Genomic DNA, 16,667 nt, shown 5'->3' with positions numbered 1-16,667 from the left:
GCGCGCGCCCGCCGACAAGAGTTGATGGTGTGTTCACAATGACGGCCTTCAACCAACGAGGGCTGGTGAGGCAATCAAACGATGGAGACATCATGATCACGAACAAAATGCGCGCAACGGCAGCGGCGGTAGCGCTCGCACCGATAATCGCCCTGGGTTCAGGGTTCGCTTCCGCCGCACCGGAAGTGACGCCGGGACCTGTGCAAGTGGCGGATCAACCGGTACCGGTTCAGGTCGAGCCCGCGACATTGGGCCTGATTTGGCCGCTGGGTATTTTCTGCGCTCCTTTGTTGCTGCTTCCACCGGTGGTCAACGCGATTACCGTGGCCATCTGCGCGGCCTGACCTCATTTCGTCAGCAGCGCATCGAACACGAGTGCGCCTCGGGCTGTGTTTGCACCCGAGGCGTCTCGTCTGTCTCGGCTGCTCCTCAATCCGCCTGTAGGTCGGAGGAGCGACGAATTTTTGCACACCCCGCACCGAGGCGCCCCTGACCGGGAAACATCTGCGAATCAATCGTGACGCACGGATAAGTGCGGTTGAATTACCGGATGACCAAGTTCAGGAAACTCGTGGGCGCTGCAGCGGCTCTGACCGCGGCCACAGCGCTGTTCGGGGCACCCGGGACCGCGCAAGCCGAGACTCCATCCGTGCTGGGTGGCGGCTCCGGCATCGTAGTCGGCGGTCAGAACATCTGCACGCTCACCACGATCGGGCGCGACTCCGGTGGCCGGTTGGTCGGTTTCACCGCGGGGCATTGCGGTGACGCGAATGCCGCCATCGTCGCCGAGGGCAATCGCGACGCCGGTACCGTCGGCACTGTCGCCTACTCCGACAGCACCATGGACTATGCCGTGATCGAGTTCGATCCGGCGAAGGTCGCGCCGGTCAACCAGGTGGGCGGAACCACCATCACCGCCCTCGGCGGGCCCGCCCGACCGCCGGACACCGTCTGCAAGGAAGGCCGGACAACCGGCCGGACCTGCGGCGCGGCCTATGGCGACGTGTTCACCGGCGGCAATATGACATGGACCCAGACGTGCGTCGTCGAGGGCGATTCGGGCGCTCCGCTGGTCGTCGGGACCACGCTCGTCGGCATGGTCAGCGGCTACTTGGCCGTCCCGTGCCTGGGACCGCAACTGGGCACAGACATCACCGCGGTCGTCGCCGACGTGAACGCGCGCGGCGGCGCGGGCGCGGGGTTCCAACCGATCTGATCCGTCCCGGGCCACAGCTGGCATATCCAGCCGGAGCCTTACCTCTCCTGGTCGCTGACGATGCCCAATTCGACAGCGCGTTCGACCAGGAACAGCCGTTTCTGATTCGGCGGTAGGGCTTCGACCTGGAATATCCGGAACAGCGCCCGCATGTGCGTCTTGACCGTCGAGAGACTCAGGCACAGATCGTCCGCGATCTGACGGTTGGCGGCGGGGTAAGAATACCCGTCGTGTGCGTCGTAAGGGCGGCACAGCGCCTCCAGAACGAGATGCTGTGCCGGGGTCAGTGAATTACGGGTCGGCAGCGGGGAATGGGCAAGTGTCATTTCTTCGTCGGAGGAGTCGGCGGCCCGGAAGACGAATACCGAACGACCGACGCGAATCGTGTCGCCGGAGCCGAGTTTCCGGCGCCCGCCCACGCGTTCGCCATTGACGAATGTCCCATTCTTGGACAGACCGTCGTCGACGATGACCCAGCATCCGCCCACTCGCTCGATAATGGCGTGCAACCGGGATACGGTCGGGTCGGAAGGCACGGCGATATCGGCCGCGCCGGACCGTCCGATCGTCATTCTGGACGCACCGCCGTCGAGAGAAATCTCGCGTACCCTCTCCTGCACGACGGGCCGGGGCGAAGTGGAAGTAATGGCAGGACGTGGCCACGCGGACTGCCCCGTCAGTGGGTACAGTCCGCGACGCAGGGCCTGTGGTCCGCTGAACGTAGACATCGTTCGTCTTTCCACTCGAAGTACGTCGTGAACTGCGGGCACTGATTCGCTACTTCAAGGGTGCGCTTTCTCGGTGCAGATCACACACGGATTCGACTACTTCCCCGCGTGAGCGGGGCTTGTAGCGAACCGTCTGGCACGACAAAAGCACTAAAACCGATCAATCGGTCTGACAACGGGCGGCTGGGCGGGTGAGCGGATCGATGAGCGTGATCATTCGACCGCGAAGCGAGACCTCGACGCTTGCACCGCGGCCCTGCGGCACGTCCACGAACGCCGTCTCGGTGATCCCGGTTGTATGTGCCTCCAGCCGCGCGTCGAGCAGGCGTGGGTTCACAACTGCTGACAGCGGCAGCGCGGATGGCCGCGGGCTGGGGGCAGCGCGCTGTGCTCACGGTTTCGTCCGACAGTGCGGCGGCGATAGCCATGTACGAACGACGCGGTTGGCGGCAGGTGCACACCAGGCTCGGCGGCTGGCGTACCGCGGATGAACGGGAGGTTGGAGGTGCGCTATTACGTGAGCCCATGAGCCGGCGGGTTGCGGATGTTCGTTCGTCCGGTGTTGCGCTTACCCGTGCCGGGACGGAGTACCCCGGGCCGGGTGTCGCGGCATTCCGGCCACCGCGACCGAGCCGTCAAGCCCGCGGGTGGGCTTGGTCGTGTACTTTCTTGAGCCGATCGATGGAGACGTGGGTGTAGAGCTGAGTGGTGGCCATGCTGGCGTGGCCGAGGAGTTCCTGGACCACACGCAGGTCGGCCCCGCCTTCGAGGAGGTGGGTCGCGGCGGTGTGCCGCAAACCGTGCGGGCCGAGGTCCGGTGCGCCGGGGATGGCCGAGACCACCTCGTGCACAACGGTTCTGGCCTGGCGCTGATCCAGACGCCTGCCGCGGCGGCCGAGCAGCAACGCCCGGCCGGACTCGGCGGTGGCGAAATCGGGGCGGCCATAGCGCAGCCAATTGCCGACCGCCTCGTCGGCGGGCGTGCCGAACGGCGCGGATCGCTCTTTGTTGCCTTTGCCGAGCACCCGCACCACTCGCCGCTCGCGGTCCACGTCCTCGATGTCCAGTCCACACAGTTCGCTGACCCGGATGCCGGTGGCATACAGCAATTCCACGATCGCCCGATCTCGCAAGGCCATCGGATCGCGCTGCGCGGCACCGGATTCCGCGGCGTCCATGGCACCCAGCGCCTGTTGCCTGCCGAGTACGGCGGGAAGGACGCGATGCGCCTTCGGCGAACCCAACCGCAGCCCCGGATCGGTGGGCAACCGGCCGGTCCGGGTGAGCCAGGCGGTGAACGTGCGCGCCGACGACGCCCTTCGGGCCACGGTCGTTCGCGCCGCGCCCGCCGCCGCTTGCTGCGCCAGCCATGAACGCAGCAACAGCAGGTCCAGCTCGCGGATCGCCGAATCGGCCGACCGCGTGTACAGATGTTCCAGCAGGGACCGGGCGTCCCCCAGGTAAGCACGTACGGTGTGCTCCGACCGGTTGCGCCCGAGCCGCAGATGCCTGCCGTACTCCAGCAGCAGCGCTTCCAGATCTTCGGGCAGTTCCTCCATGCTTCCACCGTCCCGACTCGCGGTCCGGATGGCAAGCGACCGCGCCGATCACGCTCATCCGCGACGCGCCGTTCGGCGCCAACCGCTTTCGTCACTGGTCACCAGGCCCGCCAATTCCAGGGCGGACAATGTCGCACGCACCACCGGGAGAGGCAAACCGCACTGCCGGGACACCTCCAAAGGCAATCGCGCGCCGATCCTCGGTAGTGTGGCGAAGACCAAGGCCTCGTCTTCGGTCAACTGGTCCTCCGGATTGCCGCCTGCCGCCCCGGGAATCGACAGCCCCAGCGGCCCCGCCTCGTCGGCGACTTCCTCGGCCCTGGTCACCAGGAGGGCTTCGCCATCGCGGATCATGCGGTGGCAGCCCACCGAAGCGGCCGAGGTCACCGGGCCCGGCACGGCCAAGGCGGGATGACCGAGACGGCGCGCCCATTTGACGGTGTTGCGCGCGCCGCTGCGCAGCCCGGCCTCCACGACGAGCACGCCATCGGCCAAGGCGGCGATCAAGCGGTTCCTGGCGAGGAATTGGTGTTTCCGCGCGGTGATACCGGGCGGGTATTCGCTGACCACCAAACCTGATTCGGCGATGTCGGCCAGCAGGCGCGCGTGCTGCGCCGGATAAGGCCGGTCGATGCCGCAGGCCAGCACCGCGATCGTGAGACCTTCCACCGCCAGCGCCGCCCGGTGCGCCATGGCGTCTATCCCGAACGCCGCCCCGGAGACAACGGTCCAGCCCTGCGCGGCGAGGTCGCCCGCGATCTCCCCCGTCACCCGATTGCCGTACCCGGTGCTGCACCGCGCACCTACCACCGCCACAGCGCGCTCGCTGGACTCCAGCAGCGAGCGCGGACCACGCACCCACAGCACCAGTGGCACGGCGCCGTCCCGATCTCGTCCCGGCTCGAGCTGCGCGAGACCTAGCATGCGCCAGGCGGGCCATTCCGGATCGTCCGGCGTCACCACACGCCCGCCGATCCGGTCGATGGCCTCCAGATCCCGCGCCGACACGTCGACATCGCGCCGCTGCGCCGTCGGGCCGCGCAGCGGTTCGGGCAGCGCGCACTCCCGCACGGCCCGCGCCGCCTCCACCACCCCCACCGACGCGATGAGGGCCGACAGCGGCGCGCACGGCCCCTGCACCACACGCGACAGGTACACCCACGCGAGCCGCCGGGCGTCGGATTCACCGGATCCGGAATTCGAACCGCACGGAGGCGCGACGACTCCAGGCACATTCGCCGCCGCAAACACCTCAGCTGCCGCGCCCTCGGTCGGCTTTCGAACGCTCATTGCGCGCCCCGCTGACGAAAGTTCAATGCGGCTAGAACGTCCTGCGCCGAGGGCAGATCGCCGCCGCGTAGATCGCAGATGGTCCAGGCGACGCGGATGGCCCGGTCCGCGCCGCGCGCGGACATGCGGCCGAGACGCAGCGCGGCCTCGACCGGAGCGAGCGATTCGCGCGGCAGACGGAACCGCTGGCGCAGGATGTGACCGGGAACTTCGGCGTTGGTGAGCCATCCGTACTCGCGCCAGCGCTCGGCGGCGGCGCGGCGCGCCGAGGTGACTCGGGCGCGAACGACCTCACTGCTCTCGGCCGCGTCGGTGCTGAACGCCGCGCCGGACTGCCCGTGCATCCGCACCCAGATGTCGATCCGGTCCATCAGCGGCCCGGACAGTTTGCCGAGGTAGCGGCGGCGAGCCAGCGGCGCGCAGATGCAGTCGACGTCGCGGGCCGGGGCGCAGGGACAGGGGTTGGCCGCCAGCACGAGCTGAAAGCGGGCCGGGTACCGTGCCACACCGTCGCGCCGGGCGATGCGCACTTCCCCTTCCTCGAGCGGCGTCCGCATCGCCTCCAGTACCTTCGTGCCGAGTTCGGCACATTCGTCGAGGAACAGCACGCCGCGGTGGGCCCGGCTGACCGCGCCGGGGCGGGCGGTCCCCGAACCACCGCCGATCATCGCGGTCACCGAGGTCGAATGGTGCGGGGCGACGAACGGTGGCGCGGTGATCAACGGGTGATCACCGGCGAGCGTGCCCGCCATGGAGTGGATCGCGGTAACCTCCAGCGCCTCGGTCTCCGTGAGCGGTGGCAGCAGACTCGGAAGACGATGCGCCAGCATGGTTTTACCGACGCCCGGCGGTCCGGTGAGCAGCAAATGGTGCCCGCCCGCCGCGGCGACCTCCAAGGCCCAGCGGGCTTCGTCCTGCCCCGCCACCTCGCTCAGATCGCCGCCCTGCCGCACCGTATCCGGCAGGTGACCGTCCGGCTCGTCGAGCGCCCCTTCCCCGCGCAGCCACGCCACCACGCCGCGCAAACTGCGCGCTCCGAGTACCTCGATGCCCTCGACCAGTCCGGCCTCGGCCATGGTCACCGCAGGCACCACGACGGTCGACCAACCTGCCTTGCGCGCCGTGAGCACGGCGGGCAGGATGCCGCGCACGCGCCGCACCCTCCCGTCCAGCGCGAGTTCACCGAGCAGCACCGTCTTCGCGAGCCGCTCTGAGGGGACCGAACCGGACGCGTCCAGCACCGCTACCGCGAGCGCCAGGTCGTAGACGCTGCCCAGTTTCGGCAAGGTCGCGGGCGACAGCGCGAGAACCACCCGGCTGTCGGGCCACTTCTCCCCGGAGTTCGCCACCGCGGAGCGGACCCGGTCGCGCGATTCCTGCAACGCGGTGTCGGGGAGTCCGACCAGATGGACCGAGGGCAGCCCCTGCCCGATATCGGCTTCGATTTCGACGAGCAGGCCGTCCACGCCGGTGACCGCGACCGAATGCGCCCGGCCGAGGGCCACTCAGAACACCGCCTCGAGATGATCGATGACCGGCGTCCGACCCCGCACCGCCAGCACCGACACCACATCGAACCGGATGCGCCGCCATGGTCCATCCTGCTCGGCCAGCCACAGCAGGGCCAGCCGTCGGATCCGTCGCCGCTTGGCGAAGGTGACCGACTCCGCAGGAGTGCCGTAACCCAGACCCGAACGCGTCTTGACCTCGACGAACGCGGTCACATCCCCGTCTTTGGCGATGAGATCGAGTTCGCCGTATCGGCAACGCCAGTTCCTCGCGATGATCTCCATCCCGGCGGCGCGCAGAAACTCCGCCGCCAGTTCCTCCCCGTGCGCGCCGAGCGCCTGTTTGTCCGTCACCCGGCCAGCGTGCGCCGGGACCGAATCAGGTCACCGCCGCCGACCTGGGGAATCGGAAAACCTGTTGATTACCGAGTCGCTGTGCAGAACTCCAGGCATGCTCACTCGGGCAGCCGCAGGTCCGGCTTCTCCAGCTCCTCGATGTTGACGTCCTTGAAGGTGATGACCCGGACGTGCTTGACGAAGCGGGCCGGGCGGTACATGTCCCACACCCACGCGTCGCTCATCCGCACCTCGAAGTACACCTCGCCATCCGCGTTCTGCGGCCGCAGCTCGACGGAGTTGGCGAGGTAGAAGCGGCGCTCGGTCTCCACCACGTACGAAAACTGACCGACGATGTCCTTGTACTCGCGATACAGCGAGAGCTCCATCTCGGTTTCGTACTTCTCGAGGTCCTCGGCACTCATCGGGTGGGACGTCCTCCTTCTCGCCGCATCGCGTCGTATGGTCACATCATCGCGCATGCGCTGCGTCGGTAGCCACTCGGCCAGCCGTACGCTCGTTCGGAAATTGCTCTGACAGGGCTTCGTCCAGTCCTTCGGCCAGTACGGCGTCCGCGACGTCGGCCGCCGCCGCGACCGGCCGCAGCCCGGCGGCTTCGCGCACATTGCGCCAGGAGCGGCGGTGCTCGCTGCTGGGTCCGAGGCGGTGCAATGCTGCGGTGTGCTCGGGCGTGTTGTAGCCCTTGTGGGCGGCAAATCCGTAGCCGGGGAATCGCTGGTCCAGCTCGACCATGATCCGGTCCCTGGTGACCTTGGCCAGAATGCTCGCCGCCGCGATGCAGGCCGCCGCACCGTCGCCCCCGATCACCGGCAGCGAGGGCACCGGGATGCCGGGTACCCGGAATCCATCGGTGAGCACATAGCCAGGCGTGCGCCCGAGCCCGGCCACGGCGCGGCGCATGCCCTCGATGTTGGCGACATGAATGCCGATCGAGTCGATCTCCCAGGCCGGAATGACGACCACCCGGTAGGCCAGCGCCAGCCGGACGATCACCGGATACAGCTCTTCCCGGGCGGCCTCGGTGAGCTTCTTGGAGTCGTCGAGGCCGGCCAGCTTGTCATATGCCTTCGGAGCGAGCAGGCATGCCGCCACCACCAGCGGTCCCGCGCAGGGACCGCGCCCCGCTTCGTCGACGCCGGCGACGGGGCCGAGGCCACTGCGGATCAAAGCCGCCTCGAGCGTGCGCAAACCTCCGGCCCTGCGCATCACCACACGCGGCGGCCAACCGTTACCCACCGGCACTCGACCTTGCCCCACCGTCCAATTATCCTGCGTCCGAGCGGTCAGTTCTCCTGCGGATTCTCCGCACGCACCGGTCCGATCCGGCCGGGCGGCCAGATCTTGAACACCGCCTTACCGCGGACGTTCTCCACGGGGATGGTGCCCTGCAGTTCGTCGGTGATATGGGCGCGGGAGTCGGCGGACTGGTTGCGGTTGTCGCCCATCACCCACAGATGCCCCTCGGGCACTTTCACGGGCTTGAACTCGCGTCCGCCCCCCGGGCCGTAGGGCTGGCCCGGCACGTACGGGGCGAGGTAGCGGGCATACGGCTCGTCCAGGGGCTTGCCGTCCACCATGACCCGGCCCTGCGCGTCGCAGCACTGCACGGTCTGGCCGCCGACGGCGATCACGCGCTTCACCAGATCGTTCTCGTCCGGCGGCACCAGGCCGAAGAACGAGAAGAAGTTCTGCACGCCACGGACGGCGGCGTTGTCCGAGCGGATCGACTTGTAGGTGGTGTTCCACGAGGGCGGGCCGACGAACACGACCACGTCACCCGGCTGCGGATCACCCCAGTAGTAGCTCAACTTCTGCACATAGATGCGGTCACCGGTGCAACCGGCGCAGCCGTGCAGCGTGGTTTCCATCGACTCCGACGGAATCACGTACGGCCGACCGACGAACGTGACCATCAATGCGGCGATCACCGCGGCGATCACGATGAGGATCGGCAATTCCTGCCAGAACGGCCGCTGCTTCTTCTTCGGTCGCCGCTTGGCGCGACCTACCCGCGAATTCTCGTCGCCCGATTCGGACACCGACACCGACCCACTTTCGTCTGCCACGCCGAACAGATTAGCCCGGCAGCGAAACCGAGGTCCGATGCCGGGCTGAGGAAGATCTGCTGTGCCGAAAGCTAGCTCAGCGCTTTTCCTTGATCTTGGCGGCCTTGCCGCGCAGCTCGCGCAGGTAGTACAGCTTGGCGCGGCGAACATCACCGCGGGTCACGACATCGATGTGGTCGATGTTCGGGCTGTGCACCGGGAAGGTGCGCTCCACGCCGACACCGAACGACACCTTGCGAACCGTGAAGGTCTCGCGGATGCCACCACCCTGGCGGCGGATCACGACGCCCTTGAAGACCTGGATGCGCTCCTTCGAGCCTTCGATGACCTTCACGTGCACGTTCAGCGTGTCGCCCGGGCGGAACTCGGGGACGTCGCTACGCAGCGACTTTTCGTCGACGAAGTCAAGGGTGTTCATTTCCATCCTTATGGTTTCGCGCGAACAGAGGACCCTGGCGGCACTCGAGGTGCTCGGCCGGTTCATGCTCCGATTCAGGGGGTGCGCCGGGTCGACAACCACCCAGGGCAACCTGAGCATTGTGCCAGATCGGCACGCCGCAGAAGAAATCGGCCCGGGGTGACAGCGCGGGGGCCCCTCCTACGCTACGGCTCGCACGGGTGCGAGACAGCGGGGAGGTCGTGAACTCAGCGCGGCGACCGGCCGTGCGTCGTCTCCTGTCCGTTCAGGACTCCGGCGGGAGGATCGGCGACGCGAACACTTCCTCCAGCGGGGTCGGGCCGGTATAGCGGCGGCACTGGCAACCCACCCATTCCCGCAGGCCGTGCGTGCCCTTACGGGAGATCTCGGCGTGACAAGTGCCGGTGGCGCGGTCGTGCAGCGCCAGGTCGTGACCGCAACCGCAGCGCGCGGGAAGTCTTCCTACTGGCCGGTCTCGCCGCCGATGCCCGAACCTGCCACATGCCCAGCCGACACCGACCAAGCCGGCGCCGACCGCGAGACTGAAGGGATCCAACACCCTCACAGTATACGTATACGCATAGCCTCGGTCTCTGGAATGGCGGCATCCGAAATCAGCCCGCCTCCGCGGGAGACGGCGGTGCGGAAAGCCGGAGGAGATCGCAGACCCTCGTGCACCGAAGTGACGCGGCAGGTCACCTCGGCAGCTGCCGCGCTCAGTGGTTCTGTTCGCCGGAGATCGCGTCCTGGGCGGACGGCGAGCTGGGCGTATGCAGCGAACCATGGTCGGAATGCCACAGCGAATGGTGCCGGTGCGGGGCGGGCGGAGCCGGGACGACCGTCCGAGTGAGTTCCGCTTCCGCCGCCGTGCGGACGTGCTCGACGTCCGGTTTCCCCGCGACCAGATCCTGCACGAAGATCTTGGCGCGGATGACCGGACGGCGATAGCGCCGTTCCCGGACGATGGCCCGGTACATCATGCGTCTGCGGTCGGCGTAACGCCAGCGCGCCCAGGGCGCGCCGGGGCGGCTCAGTCGCAGCGCACCGACGAACAGCAGCGGCAGGAAGAACATGCCGAACAGGCCGGTCCAGATCTTCCCTTTGGCGATCACGATCGCGGCGAGGGCGAGGTTGACCACCGCGAACACGACGACGAAAGCGCGGACTTCGACGCTCGGGTCGCGCCGGAAGTCGTTGATGTCCAGCATCCACAGCGGGTGGAAGCCCAGCAGCAGCAATCCGGTCACGGCGAGTGCGACGAACACCGCGTCCACCGACGTGCGTCCCTGTTTCTCCCAGTACACGTCGCGCAGATAGAAGATCAGCGCGAATTCGTCGAGGACCAGCGCGGCGCCCACACCGAAGAGCGCGGCGAGGATGCCCGCGGTGGTCATGCCGGCGCTCTGGTATTGGGCGACCATGCCGACGCCGGAGGAAAGCACCAGGATCACGCCGAACACCATGTGGTGGATGTGCGTGTCACCGGCCCGCAGATTGCCCGGCCACCAGCGCACGCGCGCGCGGATCAGCCGAACGCTGACGCGGATGACCAGGAATCCGACGATGAATCCGAGCAGGAAGCACAGCAACGGCAGCCGCCCTTGGGCGATCACGTCCTCGTCGAGCCACCGTCGCATGGCCGTTACTCCCTCCCGCGCGTCGGACTACTGGCCGAAACCCGCCCTGCGCAGCGCGTCCGCCATCGAACCGCTCGGCGCGGGGGCGTTGCGGCGCTGGTTGCCGCCGCGCCCCTGACCTTGATTGCGGTTCTGGCCCTGCTGCTTGTTCTGGCCATTCTGCCGCTGCCGCTGCTCCCCGCCCGCGGGTCGGCCGCCCTGGCCGCGCTGCCGGTTGTCGCCGCCTTTGGCGGGTGTGCCGGGCTCGTCGTCCAAGCGCAGGGACAGCCCGATGCGCTGACGCGCCACGTCCACCTCGAGCACCTTCACCTTGACCACGTCGCCGGACTTGACCACTTCGCGCGGGTCCTTGACGAAGTTGTGCGACATGGCCGAGACGTGCACGAGGCCGTCCTGGTGCACGCCCACGTCGACGAACGCGCCGAACGCGGCCACATTCGTCACCACGCCCTCGAGCACCATGCCCGGTTTCAGGTCGGCGACCTTCTCCACGCCCGCGGCGAACTCGGCGGTCTTGAATTCCGGACGCGGGTCGCGGCCCGGCTTCTCCAGCTCGGCGATGATGTCGGTGACCGTGGGGACACCGAAGCGCTCGTCGGTGAACTCACCGGCGCGCAGCGAGCGCAGCACCGTGGTGTTGCCGATGACCTCCGCGATGGGGCGACCGGTCGATGCCAGGATGCGCCGCACCACCGGATACGCCTCAGGGTGCACCGCGGAGGTGTCCAGCGGATCGTCGCCGCCGCGGATGCGCAGGAAGCCCGCACACTGCTCGAACGCCTTCGGCCCCAGGCGCGGGACGTCGAGCAGCGCGGTCCTGCTGCGGAACGGGCCGTTCTGGTCCCGATGCGCCACAATGCTTTCCGCCACGGAACCGGCGATGCCGGACACCCGCGACAGCAGCGGCACCGAGGCCGTGTTCACGTCGACGCCGACCGCGTTCACCGCGTCCTCGACCACCGCGCCCAGCGAGCGGGCCAACAGCGATTCGGACACGTCGTGCTGGTACTGACCGACACCGATGGACTTCGGATCGATCTTCACCAGCTCGGCCAGCGGGTCCTGCAGCCGCCGCGCGATCGACACCGCCCCGCGCAGCGAGACGTCCAGGTCGGGGAGTTCCTGCGAGGCGTAGGCGGAGGCGGAGTACACCGAGGCGCCCGCCTCGGAGACCACGATCTTGGTGGGCTTGTTCTCCGGGATGCGCGAGATCAGCTCGGCGGCGAGGGCATCGGTCTCGCGCGAGGCGGTGCCGTTGCCGATGGCGATGAGTTCCACGCCGAAGCGGGCGACCAGCGCGCCCAGCACCGCCAGCGACTTCTCGGTCTGGCCTTGCGGTTTGTGCGGGTAGATCACCTCGGTGGCGACCACCTTGCCGGTGGCGTCGACCACCGCGACCTTCACTCCGGTGCGGTAGCCGGGATCCAGCCCCATGGTCGTGCGGGTGCCCGCGGGGGCGGCGAGCAGCAGATCGCGCAGATTCGCGGCGAACACGTCGACCGCGTCCTTCTCCGCCGCCTGCCGCAGCCGCATCCTGGTGTCGATACCGAGGCTGACCTGCAGCTTGGTACGCCACGCCCAGCGCACGGTGTCCAGCAGCCAGGAGTCGGCGCGGCGGCCGCGGTCGGCGATGCCGAAGCGGGCAGCGATGCGGCCCTCGTAGATGGTGCGCTCGCCGGGCTGCGGCTCCTCGGTGTCGGGCTCGAGGTGCAGTGTGAGCACCTCCTCCTTCTCCCCGCGCAGCAGCGCGAGGATGCGGTGGGAGGGCAGCTTGTCGAACGGCTCGCTGAACTCGAAGTAGTCGGCGAACTTCGCGCCCGCCTCCTCCTTGCCCGCGCGTACGGTCGAGGTGACCTGCCCGCGGTTCCACATCAATTCGCGCAGCTCGCCGACCAGGTCGGCGTCCTCGGCGAAGCGTTCCACCAGGATGGCGCGCGCGCCGTCGAGCTGCTCGGCGGTGTACTGCGCCGGATCGGTGTTCGGATCCTCGATCAGGGCGTCGGCCACCGGTTCGTGCCCGGCCTCGCGCGCGATCTGCGCCTTGGTGCGCCGCTTCGGCTTGTACGGCAGGTAGATGTCCTCGAGCCGGGCCTTGGTCTCGGCGAGCAGGATCTGCCGGTGCAGGGCGTCGTCGAGTTTGCCCTGGCCGCGGATCGATTCGAGGATCGCGGCCCGGCGCTCGTCGAGTTCGCGCAGGTAATGCAGACGTTCGTCGAGCATGCGCAGCTGCGCGTCGTCCAACCCGCCGGTGACCTCCTTGCGGTACCGGGCGATGAACGGCACCGTCGAGCCCGCGTCGAGCAGCTCGACGGCGGCGCGCACCTGGGTCTCGCGCACCGCGAGTTCCTCGGCGATGCGACGGTTCACGCTGGCTGGGCCCGCGATGTCGGAGCGTGGCACGGCGGGTGTGGACTCTGCACTGGCAGTCTCGGGCGCTGTCGTCACGTCGGAGACACTACCGCTCCCTCGCCTCTGCGCGTCTTTGCCGGTCGCGGGTGCCCGGCCGTACCGCCGCGGGCCGGCGGTGGCGCGGCGGGCCGATTTCCGTGCCGACTGGGTACCTACCCATGTTCTCCGGAAGTCAAGAGTCGCTGGTCGAATTCGACGAGGTGTCCTTCGACGACGCGAGGATCGCTCGGGCTATTTCCCGCATTTCGGCCTTGCGGACCTTGCCGGTGACCGTCATCGGGAATTCCTCGACCACATGCACGTAGCGGGGAATCTTGAAGTGCGCCAGCTTGCCGGTGGCGAACTCGCGCACGGCCGCGGCGTCCAACGGCGGTGCGCCCTCGCGCATCCGGACCCAGGCCATCAGCTCCTCGCCGTACTTCGGATCCGGCACGCCGATCACCTGCGCGTCCAGGATGTCGGGATGGGTGTAGAGGAACTCCTCGATCTCACGCGGGTAGACGTTCTCGCCGCCGCGGATGACCATGTCCTTGATCCGGCCGGTGACGGCCAGATAACCCTCGTCGTCCATCACGCCGATATCGCCGGTGTGCATCCATCGGGCGGCATCGATGGCCTCCGCGGTCTTGACCGGATCGTTCCAGTACCCGAGCATCACCGAGTAACCGCGGGTGCACAGTTCGCCGGGTTCGCCGCGCGGCACCGTGAGACCCGTTGCGGGATCGACGATCTTCACCTCCAGATGCGGCCCGACCCGGCCCACCGTGGCGGTGCGCCGGTCGATGCCGTCGTCGCGCCGGGTCTGGGTGGAGACCGGGGACGTTTCCGTCATGCCGTAGCAGATGCACACCTCGCGCATGCCCATCCGGTCGATCACCCGCTTCATCACCTCGACCGGGCACGGTGAGCCCGCCATGATCCCGGTGCGCAGCGTGGACAGCTCCACGGTGGCCGAATCCAGTTCGGCGAGCATGTCGATGAACATCGTCGGCACGCCGTAGAGCGAGGTGCAGCGCTCCGCCTCGACCGCGGCCAATGTCGCCTTCGGATCGAACGACGGCGCCGGGATCACGACGGCCGCACCGTGGCTCGTGCTCGCGAGATTGCCCATGACCATCCCGAAACAGTGGTAGAAGGGAGTCGGGACGCAGATGCGGTCGTGTTCGGTGTATCCGCACAGCTCGCCGACGAAATAGCCGTTGTTCAGGATGTTGTGGTGGCTGAGGGTGGCGCCCTTGGGGAAACCCGTGGTGCCCGAGGTGTACTGGATGTTGATCGGGTCATCGGCCGACAGCATCGCGCCGAGCGTGGCGAGCCGATCGGCATCGATCTCGGTGCGGGCCAGCGCGTCCCACTCGGGTGTGCCGAGGACGAGCACCTGCGCCAGCTCGGGGCAGTTCGGCCGCACCTGCTCGATCATCGCGACGTAATCCGAGGACTTGAATCGCTCTGCCGCGACGAGCATCCGCACGCCGGCCTGGCGCAGTACGTAGTCCAGTTCGCTGGTGCGATACGCCGGATTGATGTTGACCAGGATCGCGCCGATCTTCGCCGTGGCGTACTGCACGACGAACCATTCCGCGCAGTTCGGCGCCCAGATGCCGACCCGGTCGCCCTTGCCGATGCCGCGGCCCGCCAGACCGCACGCGAGGGCGTCGACCGCGGTGCCGAGCGCACGGTAGGTCCAGCGCCGCCCGGTCGGCCGGTCCACCAGCGCTTCCCGGTCGGCGAACGCCGCCACCGTGCGATCGAGATTGCCGCCGATGGTGTCACCGAGCAACGGGACGTCCGAGACGCCGGAGGCGTAACTGGGCAGGGGCGCCTGCGTCACCGCGCACCCCCCTGCCGCAGCACGAATCGCTGCACCTTGCCACTGGGTGTCTTCGGCAGGCTCGGCACGAAATGGACCGTGCGCGGGTAGGCGTGCGCGGCGAACTTCTTCTTCACCAGGCTCTGCAATTCGGTCTCCAGCTCCGGGCCGCCCGCGGCGCCCTCGCGCAGGACGACGAACGCCTCGAGCACTTCGCCGCGCAGTTCGTCCGGCATGCCGACCACGGCCGCTTCCGCGACCTGCTCGTGCAGCACCAGCACGCTCTCCACCTCGAACGGGCCGATGCGGTAGCCCGCCATGATGATCACGTCGTCGTCGCGGGCCGAGAAACGGAAGAAGCCGCCGGCGTCCTGCGAGCCCGCGTCGCCGGTCAGGTACCAGCGGCCGTCGGCGGTGTAGCGCTGCGCGGTGCGTTCCGGGGCGTCGAGGTAGCCGAGGAACCACAGCAGCGGGCTGTGTTCGGTGTCGATCGCGACGCGGCCCAGTTCACCTGCGGGCGCGAGGGTGTCGGCGTCGTCGGCGAGCACGGCGCAGGTCCATCCGGGCAACGAGCGGCCCATCGATCCCGCGGGAGTCTCGGCGTCGAGGTCTTCGTGCCAGGCGTTGCAGATGACCATCCCGTGCTCGGTCTGGCCGTAGTGATCGCGCACCGCGACACCCAGATGCTCCACCGACCAGGCGACGACCTCGGGTGTGAGCGGCTCTCCCGCCGACGACGCGCGGCGCAACCGGGAGTGCACCGGAGGCGTGGCGCTGTCGGCGCGCAGCGCGCGATAGACGGTCGGGGCGGCCGCGAAGTTGGTGACGCCGAAGGTTTCCAGCACCTGCCAGGTGAGCGGGGCGGAGAAACCCGCGTGCAGCAGGATGCTGCGGATGCCGGTGGCCAGCGGGCCGAGGATGGCGTAGTAGAGGCCATAGGCCCAGCCCGGATCGGCGGCATTCCAGAAGACGTCGTCGGGCCGGACGTCCAGCGCGAATTCCTGATACGCGTGGAAGGAGGCGAGTGCGCGCAGCGGGATCGGGACGCCCTTGGGTGTGCCGGTTGTGCCGCTGGTGAACAGCTGGACCAGCAGGCCGTCGCCACCGACCGCGACAGGGCGGGCGTCGGGGTGGGTCGCCGAATGAGTCTCGAGCAGTTCGCCCATCGACAGGGCCCCCTCGGGAACCTCCCCTCCCGCGACGATCAGCCGCCAGGGCGGGATCGCGGGCAGATCCGGTCCGGCCGCCAGTTTCGGCGCCTGGTCGGCATCGGCGATGACGACCGTGGCACGGGCGGCGGTCACCCGCAGGGCGATGGCGGGCGGCGCGAAGGCGGTGAACAGCGGAACGTGCACCGCGCCGCGGCGCCAGATGCCGAGCAGTGCGACCACGAGGTCCGCCGACTTCGCCATCAGCGTGGCCACCCGGTGACCGGGTTCGACGCCCACTTCGGCCAGCGCGGAGGCGAAGCGGGCGGAGCGTTCGCGCAGTTCGCCGTAGGTGAGGTCGATCGAGGACAGGTCGGCTTCGACGATCGTGAAGGCGACCCCGTCGGCCGGGTGCCGATCGCACAGCAGGTCCGCCGCCGACGCGTCGGCGCGGTCGTAACAGTCCAGCAGTTCGCGCACCCGCTGATTCAGGTCGGTGCCCATATTCGGTTCTCCTCGTT

The 16,667-nt window shown here is 68.5% G+C and carries 17 protein-coding genes; 3 read left to right on the top strand and 14 right to left on the bottom strand.

All coding sequences use genetic code 11. The features are described from left to right. Window positions 1-92 precede the first annotated feature (92 nt). Entirely contained in the window at window positions 93-344 is a 252-nt protein-coding gene (locus NA8_RS33755; RefSeq protein WP_157106675.1) for a hypothetical protein, read from the top strand. 206 nt (window positions 345-550) lie between these two features. Beyond that, window positions 551-1,216: a chymotrypsin family serine protease gene (locus tag NA8_RS13270; protein ID WP_063050761.1), complete on the top strand. Its 666-nt coding sequence runs from the start codon at window positions 551-553 to the stop codon at window positions 1,214-1,216. Between the two features lie 38 nt (window positions 1,217-1,254). Here NA8_RS13270 and NA8_RS13265 read toward each other — a convergent pair whose 3' ends face one another. Continuing rightward, on the bottom strand, window positions 1,255-1,788 hold the full coding sequence (locus tag NA8_RS13265) for an FHA domain-containing protein (protein WP_245663804.1): 534 nt from the start codon (window positions 1,786-1,788) through the stop codon (window positions 1,255-1,257). 456 nt (window positions 1,789-2,244) lie between these two features. On the opposite strand from NA8_RS13265, the gene NA8_RS35710 reads away from it, so the two are divergent. After that, window positions 2,245-2,643, top strand: a complete 399-nt coding sequence (locus tag NA8_RS35710; RefSeq protein WP_369690254.1) for a GNAT family N-acetyltransferase — start codon at window positions 2,245-2,247, stop codon at window positions 2,641-2,643. Here the strand turns inward: NA8_RS35710 and NA8_RS13260 are convergent. From NA8_RS13260 to NA8_RS13205, 13 genes are all read right to left on the bottom strand, one after another. Next, window positions 2,580-3,503 carry a tyrosine-type recombinase/integrase gene (locus NA8_RS13260; protein WP_063050679.1) on the bottom strand — a complete coding sequence of 308 codons (924 nt, stop codon included), beginning with the start codon at window positions 3,501-3,503 and terminating at the stop codon, window positions 2,580-2,582. The genes NA8_RS35710 and NA8_RS13260 overlap by 64 nt on opposite strands. A 54-nt stretch (window positions 3,504-3,557) precedes the next feature. After that, on the bottom strand, window positions 3,558-4,793 hold the full coding sequence (dprA, locus tag NA8_RS13255; protein WP_084466753.1) for a DNA-processing protein DprA: 1,236 nt from the start codon (window positions 4,791-4,793) through the stop codon (window positions 3,558-3,560). Then, window positions 4,790-6,298, bottom strand: coding sequence for a YifB family Mg chelatase-like AAA ATPase (locus NA8_RS13250; protein ID WP_063050678.1), 1,509 nt, complete (start codon window positions 6,296-6,298; stop codon window positions 4,790-4,792). Before NA8_RS13250 ends, dprA begins: the two co-directional genes overlap by 4 nt. After that, entirely contained in the window at window positions 6,299-6,655 is a 357-nt protein-coding gene (locus NA8_RS13245; RefSeq protein ID WP_063050677.1) for a YraN family protein, read from the bottom strand. It lies immediately after the preceding gene. Between the two features lie 101 nt (window positions 6,656-6,756). Then, the gene (locus NA8_RS13240) at window positions 6,757-7,062 is read right to left on the bottom strand and encodes a DUF2469 domain-containing protein (protein ID WP_011210678.1); all 306 of its coding nucleotides are present in this window, start codon (window positions 7,060-7,062) and stop codon (window positions 6,757-6,759) included. Window positions 7,063-7,108: 46 nt separating this feature from the next. Next, window positions 7,109-7,894 (bottom strand): ribonuclease HII, encoded by a 786-nt coding sequence (locus NA8_RS13235; RefSeq protein ID WP_157106684.1) that lies wholly within the window; start codon window positions 7,892-7,894, stop codon window positions 7,109-7,111. Window positions 7,895-7,941: 47 nt separating this feature from the next. Then, on the bottom strand, window positions 7,942-8,724 hold the full coding sequence (gene lepB / locus NA8_RS13230) for a signal peptidase I (protein ID WP_063050676.1): 783 nt from the start codon (window positions 8,722-8,724) through the stop codon (window positions 7,942-7,944). 76 nt (window positions 8,725-8,800) lie between these two features. Then, window positions 8,801-9,142, bottom strand: coding sequence for a 50S ribosomal protein L19 (rplS, locus tag NA8_RS13225; protein WP_040780792.1), 342 nt, complete (start codon window positions 9,140-9,142; stop codon window positions 8,801-8,803). Between the two features lie 265 nt (window positions 9,143-9,407). Further along, window positions 9,408-9,701, bottom strand: a complete 294-nt coding sequence (locus NA8_RS32685; RefSeq protein WP_245663803.1) for a hypothetical protein — start codon at window positions 9,699-9,701, stop codon at window positions 9,408-9,410. 157 nt (window positions 9,702-9,858) lie between these two features. Continuing rightward, entirely contained in the window at window positions 9,859-10,779 is a 921-nt protein-coding gene (locus NA8_RS13220; RefSeq protein WP_245663802.1) for a hypothetical protein, read from the bottom strand. A gap of 27 nt (window positions 10,780-10,806) precedes the next feature. After that, complete coding sequence (locus NA8_RS13215) at window positions 10,807-13,224, bottom strand: Tex family protein (protein ID WP_084466751.1); 2,418 nt, start codon at window positions 13,222-13,224, stop codon at window positions 10,807-10,809. A gap of 136 nt (window positions 13,225-13,360) precedes the next feature. Continuing rightward, entirely contained in the window at window positions 13,361-15,019 is a 1,659-nt protein-coding gene (locus NA8_RS13210; RefSeq protein ID WP_063050675.1) for an AMP-binding protein, read from the bottom strand. Beyond that, window positions 15,016-16,650, bottom strand: a complete 1,635-nt coding sequence (locus NA8_RS13205) for an AMP-binding protein (RefSeq protein WP_063050674.1) — start codon at window positions 16,648-16,650, stop codon at window positions 15,016-15,018. The genes NA8_RS13210 and NA8_RS13205 overlap by 4 nt, the downstream gene beginning before the upstream one ends. Window positions 16,651-16,667: the final 17 nt, after the last annotated feature.

This window comes from Nocardia arthritidis NBRC 100137 (genome assembly GCF_001612765.1).
GTDB classification, from domain to species: domain Bacteria; phylum Actinomycetota; class Actinomycetes; order Mycobacteriales; family Mycobacteriaceae; genus Nocardia; species Nocardia arthritidis.
Note: the sequence above shows the minus strand (reverse complement) of the source record. Positions and strands in the feature narration are given on the sequence as shown.